Origin of the sequence: Rhizobium subbaraonis (assembly GCF_900220975.1) — a bacterium.
Classification (GTDB): domain Bacteria; phylum Pseudomonadota; class Alphaproteobacteria; order Rhizobiales; family Rhizobiaceae; genus Mycoplana; species Mycoplana subbaraonis.
In genome coordinates this window covers 7,606-23,134 of sequence record NZ_OBQD01000026.1, presented here as the reverse complement: position 1 = coordinate 23,134, position 15,529 = coordinate 7,606, and the positions used below count along the sequence as shown (strand labels likewise).

Sequence of the window (15,529 nt, the reverse complement as noted above, 5' to 3'; positions counted from 1 at the left end):
CGTCGGCTTGAAGAGATCGGACCGGCATCGGCCTTGAGGGCTGAAACCCCGCCGGGCTTGCAGTTTATGCGAAATGAACAATATTTAAGCGATGTCGAATGCTCTGCGCATCGCACGTGGCCGCTTCGGGAGAGTGGCGCTGCTGGATATGGATCGGCCCCTGGTGCGGCATGCGCACCCGCATTGCCATGTCCTGCTGAAGGTCGAGGGAGCCGATACGCAGTTTTCGGTGCGCGATCGGCTCGTCCCGCTCACCGACGAAAGCGCAGTTCTTATCAACACCTGGGAACCGCATGCCTATGCGCACGACCAGACGCGTCCGAAGACGGTGATCCTCGCGCTCTATATTGAACCGCAATGGCTCGGTCATTTCCGGCCGAACTGGGCGACGAGCCACGCGCCCGACTTCTTCGCCTGCAATGTGGGCTCGATCACCCCCGCCATCCGTTCGCGCACGCGCACGCTTGCGGAGGCCATGGTGCAGGAGCCGAACAGCGCCGAGGCGCACGAGGTGCTTCTCGGCGAACTGATGATTGCAGTCATCGAGCGTTTCGCCGACTGGCGCGCGGTGCCGAATTCGATCCGCGACCTCTCATCGCGCCCCATACTCGACTTCCGCATCCGCAAGGCCGTCGAGCACATGACGGCGGCACCGGGCGAGATCTCCGATCTCGACCGGCTGGCGATCGACGTAGGCCTCTCGCGGGCACATTTCTTCCGGCTGTTCGAGACGTCGATGGGGGTGACGCCGCGCGTCTTCCTCAACGTGCAGCGGCTCGAACGGGCGGTTATGGCCGTCGCCGACGGCACCGAGAGCTTCGCCGCGATCGGCGACCAGCTCGGCTTTTCCGTGCCGGCGCATTTTTCACGCTTCTTCCACGATCATGCCGGGTCGTCGCCGAGTACATTTCGCAGTGTCACCCGACTCGCGGCTCAGGATTTTGAGACTCCTCGGTAAGGTCTGATACGCGTCGGTATCGCCCGATCGCCCACCCTTCTCCACTCTTCGTACCACAGCACCCCTTTACGGACGGGTGTGGGAGGAGCGAATGACGAGATTGGAAACGGCGGGAGGGCTGATCGGCCGGACCGTCGAACGGGTCGAGGATGCCGGACTTCTGACCGGCCGCGGCCGCTACATCGACGACCTGCCGGTCCGGCGCGATACCGCGCATCTGGCGATCCTGCGCTCGCCGCACGGCCATGCCGAAATCAGGGCGATCGATACGACTGCGGCCCGCGCGCTGCCCGGCGTCGTTGCCGTACTGACCGGCGAGGATGTGGTGCGGCTCACCCGCAGCATGACGGTCGGGGTCAAGGCCAATGTCGAATGCTGGCCGATCGCCCGCGACCGGGTGCGCTATGTCGGCGAACCCGTCGCCCTCATCGTCGCCGAAAACCGTTATGTGGCCGAAGACGCGCTCGACCTGATCGAGGTCGACTACGAGACGCTGGCCGCCATTGTCGATCCCGAAAAGGCACTCGCCGCAGATGCACCGGTCCTACATCCCTCGCTCGGTACCAACCTCATCAACGAGCGCAACTTTCGCTACGGCGATCCGGAAGCAGCGCTTGCGACTGCGGCCCACCGCATCTCCATCCGCATCGCCTATCCGCGCAATTCCTGCACACCGATCGAGACCTACGGCGTCATCGCGGAATACGACGCGGCTGAGGACGCCTATGACGTCACGGCGAATTTCCAGGGACCGTTCTCGATCCATGCGGTGATTTCCCGCGCGCTGAACGTGCCCGGCAATCGCATGCGGCTGCGCACGCCGCCCGATTCCGGCGGCTCCTTCGGCATCAAGCAGGGCGTGTTTCCCTATGTCATCCTCGCCGCCGTCGCCGCCCGCGTCGCCGGGCGGCCGGTAAAATGGATCGAGGACCGGCTCGAACACCTGACGGCATCCGTCTCGGCGACCAACCGCGTCACGACGCTGGAGGCGGCTGTTGCCGCCGACGGCCGCATCACCGCGCTCTCCTGGGACCAACTGGAAGACTGCGGCGCCCATCTGCGCGCGCCGGAGCCGGCAACGCTCTACCGCATGCACGGCAACATGACAGGCGCCTATGCGATCGAAAACGTCTCCATCCGAAACCGCGTCGTGCTCACCAACAAGACGCCGACCGGGCTGAACCGCGGCTTCGGCGGACCGCAGATCTATTTCGCTCTTGAACGGTTGGTGAACAAGATCGCCGACAAGCTCGGCCTTGACCCGCTCGACGTCATTCGCCGCAACCTCGTACCGGCGGACGCCTTCCCCTACCGCACGGCGACCGGCGGGCTGCTCGATTCCGGCGACTACCAGACAGCACTCGATCGCGCCTGCGCAGAAGGCGGCCTCGAGGCGCTGCAGCAGCGGCGGGACGCAGCGCGGGCCGAAGGGCGGCTCTACGGCATCGGCTATGCGGCGGTGGTCGAGCCGAGCGTCTCCAACATGGGTTACATCACGACCGTGCTGACGCCTGAGGAGCGGGCGAAGGCGGGGCCGAAGAACGGCGCCCAGGCCGTCGCGACGGTGGCCATCGATCCGCTCGGATCCGTCACCGTCAAGGTCGCCTCGGTGCCGCAGGGCCAGGGTCACCGCACCGTTCTGGCACAGGTGGTCGCCGAGCGGCTCGGGCTTGCGATGGAAGCCGTGCGCGTCAACACGGAACTCGACACCGCGCGCGACGCCTGGTCGATCGCGTCCGGCAATTATGCAAGCCGCTTCGCGCCCGCCGTCGCCGGCGCCGCAGCCCTTGCGGCCGACCGAATCCGGGCGCGCCTTGCGGCCATCGCCGCTGGTCAGCTCAACATCACGGCGGACCGCGTGGACTTCCGCGCCGGAAAGCTCTTCGACCGCGACAATCCGGACAATGCCGTCTCCTTCGGCCGCGTCGCCGCCGCAAGCCACTGGGCGCCCGGTACCCTGCCCGAGGGCACCGGCCAGACGATCCGCGAGACGGTCTTCTGGACGCCGGACGAGCTCCAGGCCCCGACGGCGGCGGACGGCATCAACTCGTCGCTCTGTCACGGCTTCATCTTCGACTTCTGCGGCGTGGAAATCGACCGGACGACCGGCCAGGTGCGTATCGACCGCTATGTGACGATGCACGACTGTGGCCGCATCCTGCATCCCGGCATGGTCGACGGCCAGGTGCGCGGCGGCTTCGCCCAGGCGGTCGGCGCCGCGCTCTACGAGGAATATGCGTACGGCGGCGACGGAAGCTTCCTGACGGGAACGCTCGCCGACTATCTGATCCCGACCGTCATGGAGACGCCGGAGCCGCTGATCCTCCATCACGAGACGCCCTCGCCCTTCACGCCGCTCGGCGCCAAGGGCGTCGGCGAGGGCAATTGCATGTCGACGCCCGTCTGCATCGCCAATGCCGTCGCCGATGCGCTCGGCGTCGAGGACATCCGGCTGCCGCTGTCGCCGAGCCGGGTCAGCGAATGGCTCTATGGCGAGGAGCGCCCGCCGACGAAGCCGCAGGACGCGGCCCCGGTCGCCACCGGCGCTTCCGGCGAGCGGATGCTGACCGGTTCGGGCTCGGCCGAGGTCACCGCCACCCGCGATTCCGTCTGGGCGATGCTGCTGGACCCGAACACGCTGAAGGCGATCATTCCCGGTGCGCACGAGGTCCGCAAGGTCTCCAATACGCATTTCCGCGCCGAGGTCACGCTCGGCATCGGCCCGGTCAAGGGTCGCTATCGCGCCGACATCCGCCTGTCCGACATGGTCGCGCCGGAAGCGGTTACGCTCTCCGGCGGCACGGAAGGCGCGCTCGGCTCCGGCCGCGGCACGGGTCGCGTAACGCTGACCGAGACCGCGACCGGCACCCGCATCGACTATCGCTACGAGGCGGCGATCGGCGGCAAGGTCGCCTCGGTCGGCGGACGCCTTCTCGACGGCGCGGCGCGCGTGGTGATCGGTCAGTTCTTCCAGGCGCTCGCCCGTCATGCCGGCGGCGGCGCGCCTCCCAGCGCCCCCGCCGGCCTCCTCCAGCGGCTTGTCGCCCTTTTCAGGAGGCGCCGATGAAACCCGCATCCTTCGATTTCCTCTGTCCGGAAACGCTCGAGGAAGCGCTTGCCGCGCTCGCCGAGGGCGGCGGCGAGGCCCGTGTGATCGCCGGCGGACAGTCACTGGTGCCGATGCTGAACATGCGGCTCGCCCGCCCTGCCCTGCTCGTCGACATCATGCGGCTTGAAGCTCTGCGCCGGATCGAGACATCCGGCGACGAGATCGTCGTCGGCGCGGGCGTGCGCCAGGCCGAACTGGAAACGTGGCCAAGCCTTTTGCATGACCTGCCGCTACTGGCCGCTGCCTTCCCCTGGCTCGGCCATGTGCAGACGCGGGCACGCGGCACGGTCTGCGGCTCTGTCGCCCATGCCGATCCGAGCGCGGAGCTGCCGCTGTCTCTGGTGACGCTCGGCGGCGCGGTCAGCCTACGCAGCCGCAAGCAGAAGCGCAGGGTCAAGGCGGACGACTTCTTCATCGGCATGATGGCCACCGACCTCGCCGAGGGCGAGATGATCGAAGCCGTACACTTCCCGAAGGCCCGGCGCGGCAGCGGCTACGCCTTCCGAGAGGTCGGTCGCCGGCATGGCGATTTCGCCATCGTCGCCTGCGCCGCCGTCGCCGACGACAGGGGCTTGCGGCTCGGCATTGCCGGCGTCGACGACCGGCCGCGCGTCTTCCCGCTGCCGGCGCTCGACGACGACCAGTTCGAAGATGCCATCAACGATATCGCCTGGTCGCTGAACGCCCGCGACGACATTCACGCAAGCGCCCGCTACCGGCGCGAACTGGTCCGCAGCCTCGGCCGCGAGACCCTCAAGGAGGCAAGCCGATGCCGCGCATGAACGCTGCCCGGAAGCACCCGGTCGACTTCACCCTGAATGGCAAAGCGGTGCGCGCGGAGGCCGAGAACCGCATGCTGCTGTCAGACCTGCTGCGCCACGAGATCGGGCTGACCGGCACCCATGTCGGCTGCGAGCACGGCGTCTGCGGCGCCTGTACCGTGCAGATCGACGGAAAGCCGGCGCGCGCCTGCCTGACGCTCGCCCAGCAGGTCCGCGGCAGCGACATCCGGACCGTGGAAGCGCTTTCGCCCGACCCGGCCAAGCTCTCCCGGCTTCAGGCGGCCTTTCGCCGACACCACGGCCTGCAATGCGGCTTTTGCACGCCCGGCATCCTGATGTCGCTCGACGCCCTTCTGCGCGAGCACCCCGACGCGGGCCGGGAAGACATTCGCGAGCACCTCTCCGGCCATCTCTGCCGGTGCACGGGCTACGCGACCATCGTCGAGGCGGCGCTCGCCGCCGCGGAGGAACAACGGAAGGAGGAGAAACCGAATGCTTGATCTTGGAACGAGCTTCCTTGCGAGCGTCGAGCGCGACCCGGGCGCGCTCGCGATCGTCGACGGGGAGATGCGGCTGAGCTATCACGACTGGTACCGCAAGGTTTCGGCGCTTGCCGCAGCACTTAGCGAGGCCGGCCTGAAGCGGGGCGACCATGTGCTCACCGCCATGCAGAACCGCTGGGAGAACGCGTCGCTGCACTGGGCCTGCCAATTCCTCGGCCTGATCGTCACCCCGCTCAACTGGCGGGCGAAGGCCGACGAAATCGACTTCGGCATCGAGGATTCCGGCGCGAAGGCTGTGTTCTACGAGGAATCAACCGAAGAGGCCGTGCGCCTGTCGCGCCTCGCGCAGGACCTGCCGCGATTCTCCGCCGATGCACTCGCCGGCATCATGGACGCCAGCGCCCCCGATGCGGTGCCGCTGGCGGACGCCGCGGATTGGTCGCTGATGCTCTATACGTCCGGCACGACGTCGAAGCCGAAGGGCGTGCCGCGCCGCCACCGGGCCGAACGCGCCGGCGCCGTGGCCCACGTCGCGCAGAACCTCTACCGGCATGGCGAGCGCACACTCGGCGTCATGCCGCTCTATCACACGATGGGGGTGCGTTCGCTGATCGCGTCCTCGCTGATCGGCGGCACCTTCGTCTGCCTGCCGCGCTTCGACGTGGCGAAGGCGCTCGACCTGATCGAGCAGGAGAGGATCACCAACCTCTATCTGGTGCCGACGCTCTACCACGACCTCGTGCATCACGAGGCGTTCTCGCCCGAACGCGTCGCCTCGGTCACCAAGCTCGGCTATGCCGGCGCCTCGATGACCGACGGATTGCTGAAGCGGCTCGACCAGACCTTCCGGCCGGAGCTCTTCGTCAATCACTACGGCTCGTCGGAAATCTACACCTTCACGATCGAGCAGAAGGCGGCCGCAAAACCCGGCTCCGCCGGCCGTGCCGGCATCAACCAGACGATCCGCGTCGTGAAGCTCGGCAGCCGCAACCCGGACGAGCGGGCGGCCGTCGGTGAGGAAGGCGAGATCATTGCACTGATGAAGAGCGACGAGGCCTTCGAAGGCTACTGGAACCGGCCCGATGCGGATGCCAAGGCGCTGCACGGCGGCTGGTACTTCACCGGCGACACCGGCTTCGTCGACCGGGACGGCGATCTCTTCGTCACCGGGCGGGCCGACGACATGATCATCACCGGTGGCGAGAACGTTTCGCCGGTCGAGGTGGAGAGCTGCCTGTCGCTGCATGAGGGCGTCGCCGAGGTCGCCGTCGTCGGCCTGCCCGACGAGCGCTGGGGCAAGATCGTCGTAGCCTTCGTCAAGCGGCGGGGGGATGTCACGGCCGAGGATCTCGACCGCCATTGCCGCGATTCCGGGCTTGCCAATTTCCGCCGCCCGCGCCGCTTCGTCTTCGTCGAGGCGATCCCGAAATCGCCCGTCGGCAAGCTGCTGCGCCGCCTCCTGGTGGCCGGCGAGTACACCGAAGAACGCATTCCCGAGCATCAGTGAGCGGCCAGAGCGCCGACAGATCAACGAAAGGACATTCCATGGCCGAACATGCCGTATTCCAGGACCCGCGCCTCGCCGAACTCGACGGCTTCACCGTCACGATCGACGCGGCACGCCAGCGCGCCGACATCACGCTCGACCGCCCGCCCTACAACGTCGTCTCCATGCTGGCCCGCGACCAGTTGCGCCTTGTCTTCGAGGCCCTCGACGAGGACGACCGCATCCGCATCATCGTCGTTGCCGGCAAGGGCGAGCACTTCTCGTCCGGCGGCAACATCAAGGGCTTCCTCGAGGCAAGCCCGGAACACGTCTCGCACCTCGCCTGGAACATCGCGGCCCCTGCGCGCTGCTCCAAGCCGGTCATCGCCGCCAACCGCGGCTATTGCTTCGGCGTCGGCTTCGAACTGTCGCTCGCCTGCGACTTCCGCATCGCGACCGACACCACGCGCTATGCGCTGCCCGAGCAGAAGCTCGGCCAGATCCCGGGCTCCGGCGGTTCGGCACGCCTGCAGAAGATGGTGGGTGTCACCCGCACCAAGAACATCGTGATGCGCTCGAAGCGGATCACCGGCCAGGAGGCCTACGACTGGGGCATCGCCTCGGAAATCGTCGCGGACGCCGATCTGGAGAAGGCCGTCGATGCGCTCGTCGAGGAACTGATCGGCTTCTCGCCGCTCGCCCAGCGCACGGCGAAGAAGCTCCTGAACGACACGGACGACGCGCTGCTGTCGACGGCCATCGAACTCGAGGGCCATTGCTACAGCCGGCTTCGGACATCGGACGATTTCCGCGAAGGTGTGCTCGCCTTCCACGAAAAGCGCGCGCCGGCCTTCGTCGGGCGCTGAACCACCGGACGCTGAATCACGGGCCGGGCGGGAACCCGGCTCCAGTTACGAGGAGGGAGCGGCCTCGGATCCGCTTCGGGAGGATTGAGAATGGATACGACCCAGCAGGCTATACAGGAAAGACACCTTGTCGAACGAGGACCCGGCATCGCGTCGGGTCTCCGCGACCTGCCAAAACACCTCGGCATCAAGACAATGAGCGCCGGCCTCGTCGCCGCCATCTTCGGCTGCTCCGGCCCGGCCCTCATCGTCATCGGCGCGGCCGAGGCGGGCCATCTGACCAACGGGCAAACCGTCGCCTGGCTCTTCGCGATCTACGTGCTCGGCGGGCTCATCAGTCTGCTGCTCGCGCTCTACTACAAGCAGCCGATCAACGGCGCCTATTCGATCCCGGGTGCGGCCCTCGTTGCCGGCTCGCTTGCGACCATTCCGTTCAACGAAGCCGTCGGCGCATTCATCCTGGCGGGCTTGCTGGTACTGCTGCTCGGGGTCACCGGGCTCATCGGCAAGGTGATGCGCTGGCTGCCGATGCCGATCGTCATGGCGATGATCGCCGGTGCGCTGATCCGTTTTGCGACCGGGACCGTTACGGCGCTCGGCACGGCCCCGCTCGTCGCGGGCGCCGCGATCCTCGCCTTCTTCGTCTCGATGCGGCTGACCAAAACCATCCCGCCGGTGCTGGCGGCCCTCGTCGCCGGCCTGATCGCGGCATTTGCGACCGGTGCGGTCGGCGGCGGCGCGGCTAACATCGCCTTCGCGGCACCTGAATTCACGATGCCGGTCTTCTCTGTCGATGCCTTCTTCGCGATCGCCATCCCGCTCGCCCTTCTCGTGATCGGCGCCGAGAACGCGCAGGCGACCGGCGTACTGATGGCGGAAGGCTACAGGCCGCCGGTCAACGCGATGACGATCGTTTCCGGCATCGGCGGCGTCGCGGCCGGCTTCCTCGGCGGCCACAATGCCAATATCGCAGGCCCGATGACGGCGATATGCTCGTCCGAACAGGCCGGCGAGAACAAGGAGGGGCGCTATGCCGCAACCGTCGTCAATGGCGTGCTCTTCGCCGCCTTCGGCCTGATCGCCGGCGCCGCCGTTCCGATCGTGCTCAGCCTGCCGTCCGCCCTCATCGGCACCGTCGCCGGCCTCGCCATGATCGGCGTGCTCCTGTCGGCCTTCCAGAACGCCTTCGGCAAGTCGCTCGGCAACCAGACCGGCGCCTTCGTGGCGCTCGCCGTCGCCATGTCGAATGTCTCGCTGCTGGGCATCAGCGCCCCCTTCTGGGCCCTCGTCGCCGGCGTCATCGTCTCGGCCCTGGTCGAGGCCGGAACGGTGACGGCAAAACAGGCTGCGTGACGCGACGTCAAGCGCTGAGCGGTCGCAGCATATAGAGGGAAACACTGCCCCGGTGCATCCGTACTGGACCCTCCGGGGCGGTGAGCTTTCCGGCTCGTGAGTTGGATCTGACCGTTGAATCCCGATGGGGATCCACAAACTCTTCATCCCATGACTATCGGCTCAGGGCGCCGGATCACCGTCCGCCAGAATTTGCCACGCCGATTTCTCATCCATTGCCTGGGCCACGAACAGCGCCTTGGCGAGGGCATGAAAGGACGGCCTACGTCGCCTAAGAATTGCGGCTGCCCGGTCGAGCGCCGCTTCCAGCCTGACATGAACACGAGCTGCCAGTTCGGGTTCATGGTCCAGAACCACGCCCAGATCACGATGCCGCCGATAGAGCAGCGGATGCTCGGTGCTGAAGCCAAGGATGCGTTCCATATCGAAGGCGAACCTTGTCGCCCGCGCCGGATCGCTGTCATCAGCGCCCCCGCAGCCGCTCGATACGCGCTTCAGCACCAGCTTCTCGGCGGCACGCCCTGCCATCAGCATGGTAAGCATGTTTTCGTACAAGGCGCGCGTGTCGGTGGCAGCCTGAGTACACAGAGACTTGTAATTTCAAGCCTCAAGCCAAGTCAGAGGGTGACTTCCGTTTTGGGGCCGTCTGCTGGCTGACTGCTTCTGTGCCGGCAATGGACGAAAGCGGTCATAGGACCGCGGTATACCGACAATCGCTTGCGGCCCCAAAACAGTCGCCACTTCGATAGGGGCGCCTTTGCCATCCATTGATATCACACGGCGGATTTCGTCGGTCTTGAAACCGATCATCGACGGCGAGCGACGTCGCGAAAGCGCGATGACATCGTAGAGTTCGGTGACGATGCCCTCGATCGTCAGCCAATGCGCCACGTCGCCGGTCCTGAGATCGACGACCTGCAATCCGCAGCGGGGGCTCATGCCCTGCGCGTCGAGACGGTCCTGCAAGGGCAGGCCCTCGAAGGTGCGGTTGGAGCGCGGCGCCGAGAGGCCGATGATCGCGTAATGGCCGAAGAATGTGAGCCCGCGCGCATATCCCGGCAGGAAGGCGATCGGCTCGAACCTCCCGGATGCCAGATTGACCCTGCCGAACTCGCCCTGGGCGGAATTCAGCACGTATAGCTCACCGTCGTGCCAGCGCGGCGAGTGTGGCATGGAGAGGCCCGAGCAGACGATCTCGCTGCTTTCGACATCCACCACTACACCGCCGGAAACGCGTGCGTCGCGCCAGCTGTCGGCCACATCGCCCTTGCCGACCGTCGTCACATAGGCGGGCCGGCCATCCTTCATCGCCAGCCCGTTGAGGTGGCAGCGATCCTCCGCCGCCAACCGCGAGATGAAGCGCGGCTTCCATAGCGGCTTGAAAGAATGGGTCTCGGAGATTTCTGCGATGCAAGAGAACAGCGTGTTGGCAAACACTAGCCTGCCGTCCGATGTATAGCCCATGTCGTGGACATCGAGATCGCCGGTGAAATGGCTCACCTGAGGCACATAGACGGCGTCCGCGCCCCTGGCCGTCTCGCCATCGCCGAGCGCGTCGATGAACGTATAGACCTGGTAGAGCGAGGCGATCGCCAGCCTGTTACCGCTGACCGCCATGCCCATCGGCCGTTCGAGTGAGCGCTCGAAGACGGAAATCCTGTCGGTTCCGGCGTTCGTGCCGACGAACAGAACCTTGCCGGAGTGGTAGGTCGAGAGCGCTATCGACCCGCCCGTCTCCCGCAGCCAGGAGACGAACTGGCGCGAGGTCAAGAGTTCGAGCTTGGGGGCCGGCGAAGGGGCACTGGTCATGGAATCATCGATTTCTAAACTGGACGGCTTGTCGGGCCCGATTGGCCCAAACCTTCTCTTCATTTCCTTACCAGAGCCTCGGGCCCGTTTTCCATCAGGAGGCAGGGCTTTCTCGTCAAGCGGGCGCCGGAGCCGGCGCCCGCTTGACGAGGTCCTCGCTCACAGGATGAGCGTCACGTCATGATCGACCGCGATCGAGGCCAGCACCCTGCTGCTGCCGATCGCGACGAGATTGACGAAGGTGTAGTCGCCGCCGGCCGTCCCGTCGAGCTTGCGGTTGACCTCGGTCGTCACCCAGTCGGCATTGGCTGCGCCAGTGTCGAACAGCTCCAGCCTATCGCCGCCATTGCCATCGACGACGAGGCTGTTGTGGCTGTCGGCGCCCGTGAACAGGCCGTTACCGGTGGTGGAGAAGTGGAAGACATCGCTCGCTGCCAGTTTCAGCGTGTTGTTGCCCGTCGTCAGGTCGAAACCCTCGATGCCGGTCAACTCGGTACTGGAGAAATTCCGGGCATCGAGCGTGAAGCCGGTGCCTGACGACACCACCTTATCCTGATCGCCGCCGCCAGCGTCGATCAGTCGGAAGCCGGCATCGCTGATCAGGATGCGGTCATTGCCGGCACCGGAACGATAGATGTCAGCGCCGCCCTTGCCGGAAAGCGCGTCATTGGCAGCATCGCCCCTGAGGATTTCCGCCACCGATGTGCCGGTGAGGTTGATCGCCTCGGCGTTGTTACCGAACGAGCCGCCGTAGAGGACATAGGCCTCGCCCGCGCCTTCAACATAGTCCGGGCCCGTATTGTCGCCGCCGCCAAGGGGCGCGCCGACCATCAGGTCGTCGAAACCGTCACCATTGATATCGCCGGCGGAGGACACTGAAGTTCCGGCATAATCGAAATCGGAGTCACCCTGAATGGTGAAGCCCTCGTTGGCCGTCATCGTTCGCACGTTGATAACCTGGCGGCCATCGACAGTGCTGCCGAAACCGGCATCCGTGCCGAAGACCACGAAGGCCTGACCCGCGTAGGCGCCGCCATAACTTCTGCCCTTGGCGCCGACGATCAAGTCATCAAAGCCGTCGCCATTGACATCGCCGGCCGACGAGACCGAGTAGCCTGTGAAAACTCTGGAGTTGCCGTCGGTGATGACAAATCCCTGACTGGATGTCAGTGTGCCTGCGTCGATCACCTGCCGGCCCGCGACATTGCTGCCGAAGCCGGAGGCCGTGCCGAAGACCACATAGGCCGTTCCTATGCCGACGAATAGATAGGTGTCCCGAGGGTCATCCGTGATTTGTTCGACTATACCGGAAAAGGGCGCTCCGACGATGAGGTCGTCGAAGCCGTCGCCATTGACATCCCCCGCCGAAGACACCGAAAATCCTGCTTGTTCAACAGCTTGATCGCCATTGAAGACCACGGCTTCACTGCCCTTGACGATAAAGCCCTGGTCGGCCGTGAGATTGGTGAGGTCGATCACCTGCCTGCCCGCGACGTTGCTGCCGAAGCCGGAGGCTGCGCCAAAGATGACATAGGCCGCCCCGTTGCCACCACCAGCCCCGTTCGCGCCGATGATGAGGTCGTCGAAGCCGTCGCCATTGACATCGCCGGCCGAGGATACCGACCTGCCGGTGATGTCGCCGGCTGCGTCGCCCTGGACGACGAAGCCCTGGCTGGCGGTCAATGTGCCCAAGTCGATCACGCGCTGGCCTGCGACATTGGTGCCAAGAGCGGAGGTCGTCCCAAAGACCACATAGGCCTCGCCGGCATTGTCGCCGCCATCATCACCCGCAGTCGCGCCGATGATGAGGTCGTCGATGCCGTCGCCGTTGATATCGCCGGCCGACGACACGGTCTCACCGGCACTGTCACTTGCGGCATCGCCCTGGATGATGAAGCCCTGGCTGGCGGTGAGCGCGGCAAGGTCTAGGACCTGTCGACCGCCGACAGCGCTGCCGAAGCCGGAGGCGGTGCCGAAGATCACATAGGCTTGGCCGGCATTGCTGCCGCCGAGGTCGCCCTGGTTTGCCCCAACGATGATGTCGTCAAAGCCGTCACCGTTGATATCGCCCGCGTCCGACACCGAAATGCCGGCGAAATCTTCCGCGGCACTGCCCTGAATGACGAAGCCCTCGCTCGCTGTCAGCGTGGCAAGGTCCATGATCTGGCGGCCCGCGACGGTGTTGCCAAATCCCGAGGACTTACCGAAGATCACATATGCCTCGCCCGCATTGCTGCCGCCATCATCGCCGCCTAGCGCACCGACGATGACGTCGTCGAAGCCGTCCCCATTGACGTCTCCGGCTGATGAGACACTTCTGCCGGCACGGTCCTGTATGCCGTCGCCCTTGATGATGAAGCCCTGGCTGGCTGTCAGCGTCTCCAGGTCGATCAACTGGACCGTGGTGTCGATGGTAAATGTCGCGCTGGGGCCCGTCTCGGCGGGCAGGCCATCGCCATAGCTGGCGGTGGCCGAAAACGAATGCGCGCCATTCGACAGCCTGACGTTGGTGTGGTCGAAGCTCCATTTGCCATCGGCATCGGCCACGGTTACGCCGATCTGGACGGTCCCGTCTTTGACGACGATGCGCGTGAAGGGATCGGCCTGGCCGTGGATAATTAGCCGCATATCGTCGGTCGTGGCGCCCGGGGACAGTTCTCCAACATCCGATGTCACCGACGTGACCACAGGCGTGCCAATGTCGCGGCGGTCCATGATACTATTGCTGAACCACAGGACCTCGACCGTATTGTCCAGCACCACCTCGATGCCCGCCTTCATGAGTGTCAACTGGCCCTTGGCATTGTATGACGCCTGATAGCTCTCCTTGCTGGCCGTGAGCATGGCGGAATCAAAGCCGCTGCCGCCAGAAAGCGTGTCCTTGCCCGTTCCACCGGTCAGCGTGTCGTTTCCAGCGCCCCCGATGAGCGTGTCGTTGCCTGCGCCACCGGTCAGAGTGTCGTCTCCGTCACCGCCATTGAGGGTGTCGGCCCCGGCGCCACCGGTCAGAGTGTCGTTGCCCGCACCGGCGACGATCTGCACCCAGTTGGCGGCCGTGGTGACGGCTGATGCATTGATCACGTCGTTGCCCGAACCACCCGTCACCTTCAACACATCGCCATAGGCCGAGCCGACCAGCGCATTGGCCAAGGTCAGGCTGTTGCTGCCATTGGCGAGAACGATCTGCTCGATGCCGGAGACCTTGGCGAAGGCGGATGCCGCGATCGTTCCCGATGTGGTGAAGAGGAGCTGGTCCACCGCGCTGCCCTCCCCACCGACGACCGTGTCGCTGCCGGTCAGGTTCATGGCCGTGATGCGGAAGCTGTCGGCACCGGCACCGCCATCCAGCGTATCGGCCCCGCTGCCGGCAATGATCGTATCGTTGCCGTCACCCCCCGAGATTATCACGCGGTGGCTGGCTGTCGTCACGCTTGCTGCGTTGATAACGTCGTTGCCCGAGCCGCCCGCCACGCGCAGGATATCGCCAGTGGCCGAGCCGACCAGCGCATTGGTCAGGGTGAGGTTGTTTGGTCCGTTGGCCAGCACAATCTGCTCGATGCCGGACACCCTGGCGAAGGCGGATGCCGCGATCGTGCCGGCCGTGGTAAAGACGATCCGGTCCACCGCGCTGCCTTCGCCACCGACGACTGTGTCGCTGCCGGTCAGGTTCATGGCTGTAAAGCTGAAGCTGTCGGCACCGGCACCGCCATCCAGCGTATCGGCCCCGCTGCCGGCAATGATCGTGTCGTTGCCGTCGCCCCCCGAGATTATCACGCGGTGGCTGCCTGTCGTCACCGGCGCTGCGTTGACCACGTCATTGCCCGAGCCGCCTGTCACGCGCAGGATATCGCCATAGGCCGAGCCGACCAGCGCGTTGGTGAGGGTGAGGTTGTTGCTGCCCTTGGCCAGCACAATCTGCTCGATGCCGGAAACCCTGGCGAAGGCGGACGCCGCGATCGTGCCGGCCGTGGTAAAGACGAGCCGGTCCACCGCGCTGCCTTCGCCACCGACGACCGTGTCGCTGCCGGTCAGGTTCATGGCTGTGAAGTGGAAGCTGTCGGCACCGGCACCGCCATCCAGCGTATCGGCCCCGCTGCCGGCAATGATCGTGTCGTTGCCGTCACCCCCCGAGATTATCACGCGGTGGCTGCCTGTCGTCACGCTTGCTGCGTTGATGACGTCGTTGCCCGAGCCGCCCGCCACGCGCAGGATATCGCCAGTGGCCGAGCCGACCAGCGCGTTGGTGAGGGTGAGGTTGTTTGATCCGTTGGCCAGAACGATCTGCTCGATACCGGACACCCTGGCGAAAGCGGATGCCGTGATCGTGCCTGATGTGGTGAAGACGAACCGGTCTAGGGCGCTGCCCTCGCCACCGACGACCGTGTCGCTGCCGGTCAGGTTCATGGCCGTGAAGCGGAAGCTGTCGGCACCGGCACCGCCATCCAGCGTATCGGCTCCGCTGCCGGCAATGATCGTGTCGTTGCCGTCGCCCCCCGAAATGGTCACGCGGTGGCTGGCTGTCGTCACGCTTGCTGCGTTGATAACGTCGTTGCTCGAGCCGCCCGCCACGCGCAGGATATCGCCAGTGGCCGAGCCGACCAGCGCATTGGTCAGGGTGAGGTTGTTTGGTCCGTTGGCCAGCACAATCTGCTCGATGCCGGAG

9 protein-coding genes and 1 pseudogene are annotated in these 15,529 nt (G+C 65.7%); 7 read left to right on the top strand and 3 right to left on the bottom strand.

What is annotated here, in order from left to right; genetic code table 11:
- Positions 1-91 precede the first annotated feature (91 nt).
- The 7 genes from CRO48_RS27065 to CRO48_RS27035 all read left to right on the top strand — a co-directional run bounded on the left by CRO48_RS27065 (position 92) and on the right by CRO48_RS27035 (position 9,057).
- Complete coding sequence (locus CRO48_RS27065; RefSeq protein ID WP_097142819.1) at positions 92-958, top strand: helix-turn-helix transcriptional regulator; 867 nt, start codon at positions 92-94, stop codon at positions 956-958.
- A 91-nt stretch (positions 959-1,049) separates the two neighbouring features.
- Entirely contained in the window at positions 1,050-4,025 is a 2,976-nt protein-coding gene (locus tag CRO48_RS27060) for a xanthine dehydrogenase family protein molybdopterin-binding subunit (RefSeq protein WP_097142818.1), read from the top strand.
- Positions 4,022-4,849, top strand: coding sequence for an FAD binding domain-containing protein (locus tag CRO48_RS27055; RefSeq protein WP_097142817.1), 828 nt, complete (start codon positions 4,022-4,024; stop codon positions 4,847-4,849). The genes CRO48_RS27060 and CRO48_RS27055 overlap by 4 nt, the downstream gene beginning before the upstream one ends.
- Positions 4,837-5,349, top strand: coding sequence for a (2Fe-2S)-binding protein (locus CRO48_RS27050; RefSeq protein WP_097142816.1), 513 nt, complete (start codon positions 4,837-4,839; stop codon positions 5,347-5,349). The genes CRO48_RS27055 and CRO48_RS27050 overlap by 13 nt, the downstream gene beginning before the upstream one ends.
- Positions 5,342-6,859 carry an AMP-binding protein gene (locus CRO48_RS27045; protein WP_097142815.1) on the top strand — a complete coding sequence of 506 codons (1,518 nt, stop codon included), beginning with the start codon at positions 5,342-5,344 and terminating at the stop codon, positions 6,857-6,859. Before CRO48_RS27050 ends, CRO48_RS27045 begins: the two co-directional genes overlap by 8 nt.
- A 38-nt stretch (positions 6,860-6,897) precedes the next feature.
- Positions 6,898-7,704: an enoyl-CoA hydratase/isomerase family protein gene (locus CRO48_RS27040; RefSeq protein ID WP_097142814.1), complete on the top strand. Its 807-nt coding sequence runs from the start codon at positions 6,898-6,900 to the stop codon at positions 7,702-7,704.
- A 90-nt stretch (positions 7,705-7,794) separates the two neighbouring features.
- A complete protein-coding gene (locus CRO48_RS27035) occupies positions 7,795-9,057 on the top strand; it encodes a benzoate/H(+) symporter BenE family transporter (RefSeq protein ID WP_097142813.1) in 1,263 nt (420 codons plus the stop codon).
- A gap of 162 nt (positions 9,058-9,219) precedes the next feature.
- Here CRO48_RS27035 and CRO48_RS27030 read toward each other — a convergent pair whose 3' ends face one another.
- The 3 genes and pseudogenes from CRO48_RS27030 to CRO48_RS33315 all read right to left on the bottom strand — a co-directional run.
- Positions 9,220-9,612, bottom strand: coding sequence for a hypothetical protein (locus CRO48_RS27030; RefSeq protein WP_280952698.1), 393 nt, complete (start codon positions 9,610-9,612; stop codon positions 9,220-9,222).
- Positions 9,613-9,657: 45 nt separating this feature from the next.
- Positions 9,658-10,866: a TIGR03032 family protein gene (locus CRO48_RS27025; protein WP_097142845.1), complete on the bottom strand. Its 1,209-nt coding sequence runs from the start codon at positions 10,864-10,866 to the stop codon at positions 9,658-9,660.
- Positions 10,867-11,025: 159 nt separating this feature from the next.
- Positions 11,026-15,529: pseudogene (locus CRO48_RS33315) on the bottom strand (FG-GAP repeat protein); the annotation flags it as partial.

Excerpts from the sequence above, each read along its gene's own strand:
- CRO48_RS27055 (WP_097142817.1), top strand. The coding sequence starts at position 4,022 with ATGAAACCCGCATCCTTCGATTTCCTCTGTCCGGAAACGCTCGAGGAA.
- CRO48_RS27060 (WP_097142818.1), top strand. The coding sequence starts at position 1,050 with ATGACGAGATTGGAAACGGCGGGAGGGCTGATCGGCCGGACCGTCGAA.
- CRO48_RS27025 (WP_097142845.1), bottom strand. The coding sequence starts at position 10,866 with ATGACCAGTGCCCCTTCGCCGGCCCCCAAGCTCGAACTCTTGACCTCG.
- CRO48_RS27065 (WP_097142819.1), top strand. The coding sequence starts at position 92 with ATGTCGAATGCTCTGCGCATCGCACGTGGCCGCTTCGGGAGAGTGGCG.
- CRO48_RS27040 (WP_097142814.1), top strand. The coding sequence starts at position 6,898 with ATGGCCGAACATGCCGTATTCCAGGACCCGCGCCTCGCCGAACTCGAC.
- CRO48_RS27035 (WP_097142813.1), top strand. The coding sequence starts at position 7,795 with ATGGATACGACCCAGCAGGCTATACAGGAAAGACACCTTGTCGAACGA.
- CRO48_RS27050 (WP_097142816.1), top strand. The coding sequence starts at position 4,837 with ATGCCGCGCATGAACGCTGCCCGGAAGCACCCGGTCGACTTCACCCTG.
- CRO48_RS27045 (WP_097142815.1), top strand. The coding sequence starts at position 5,342 with ATGCTTGATCTTGGAACGAGCTTCCTTGCGAGCGTCGAGCGCGACCCG.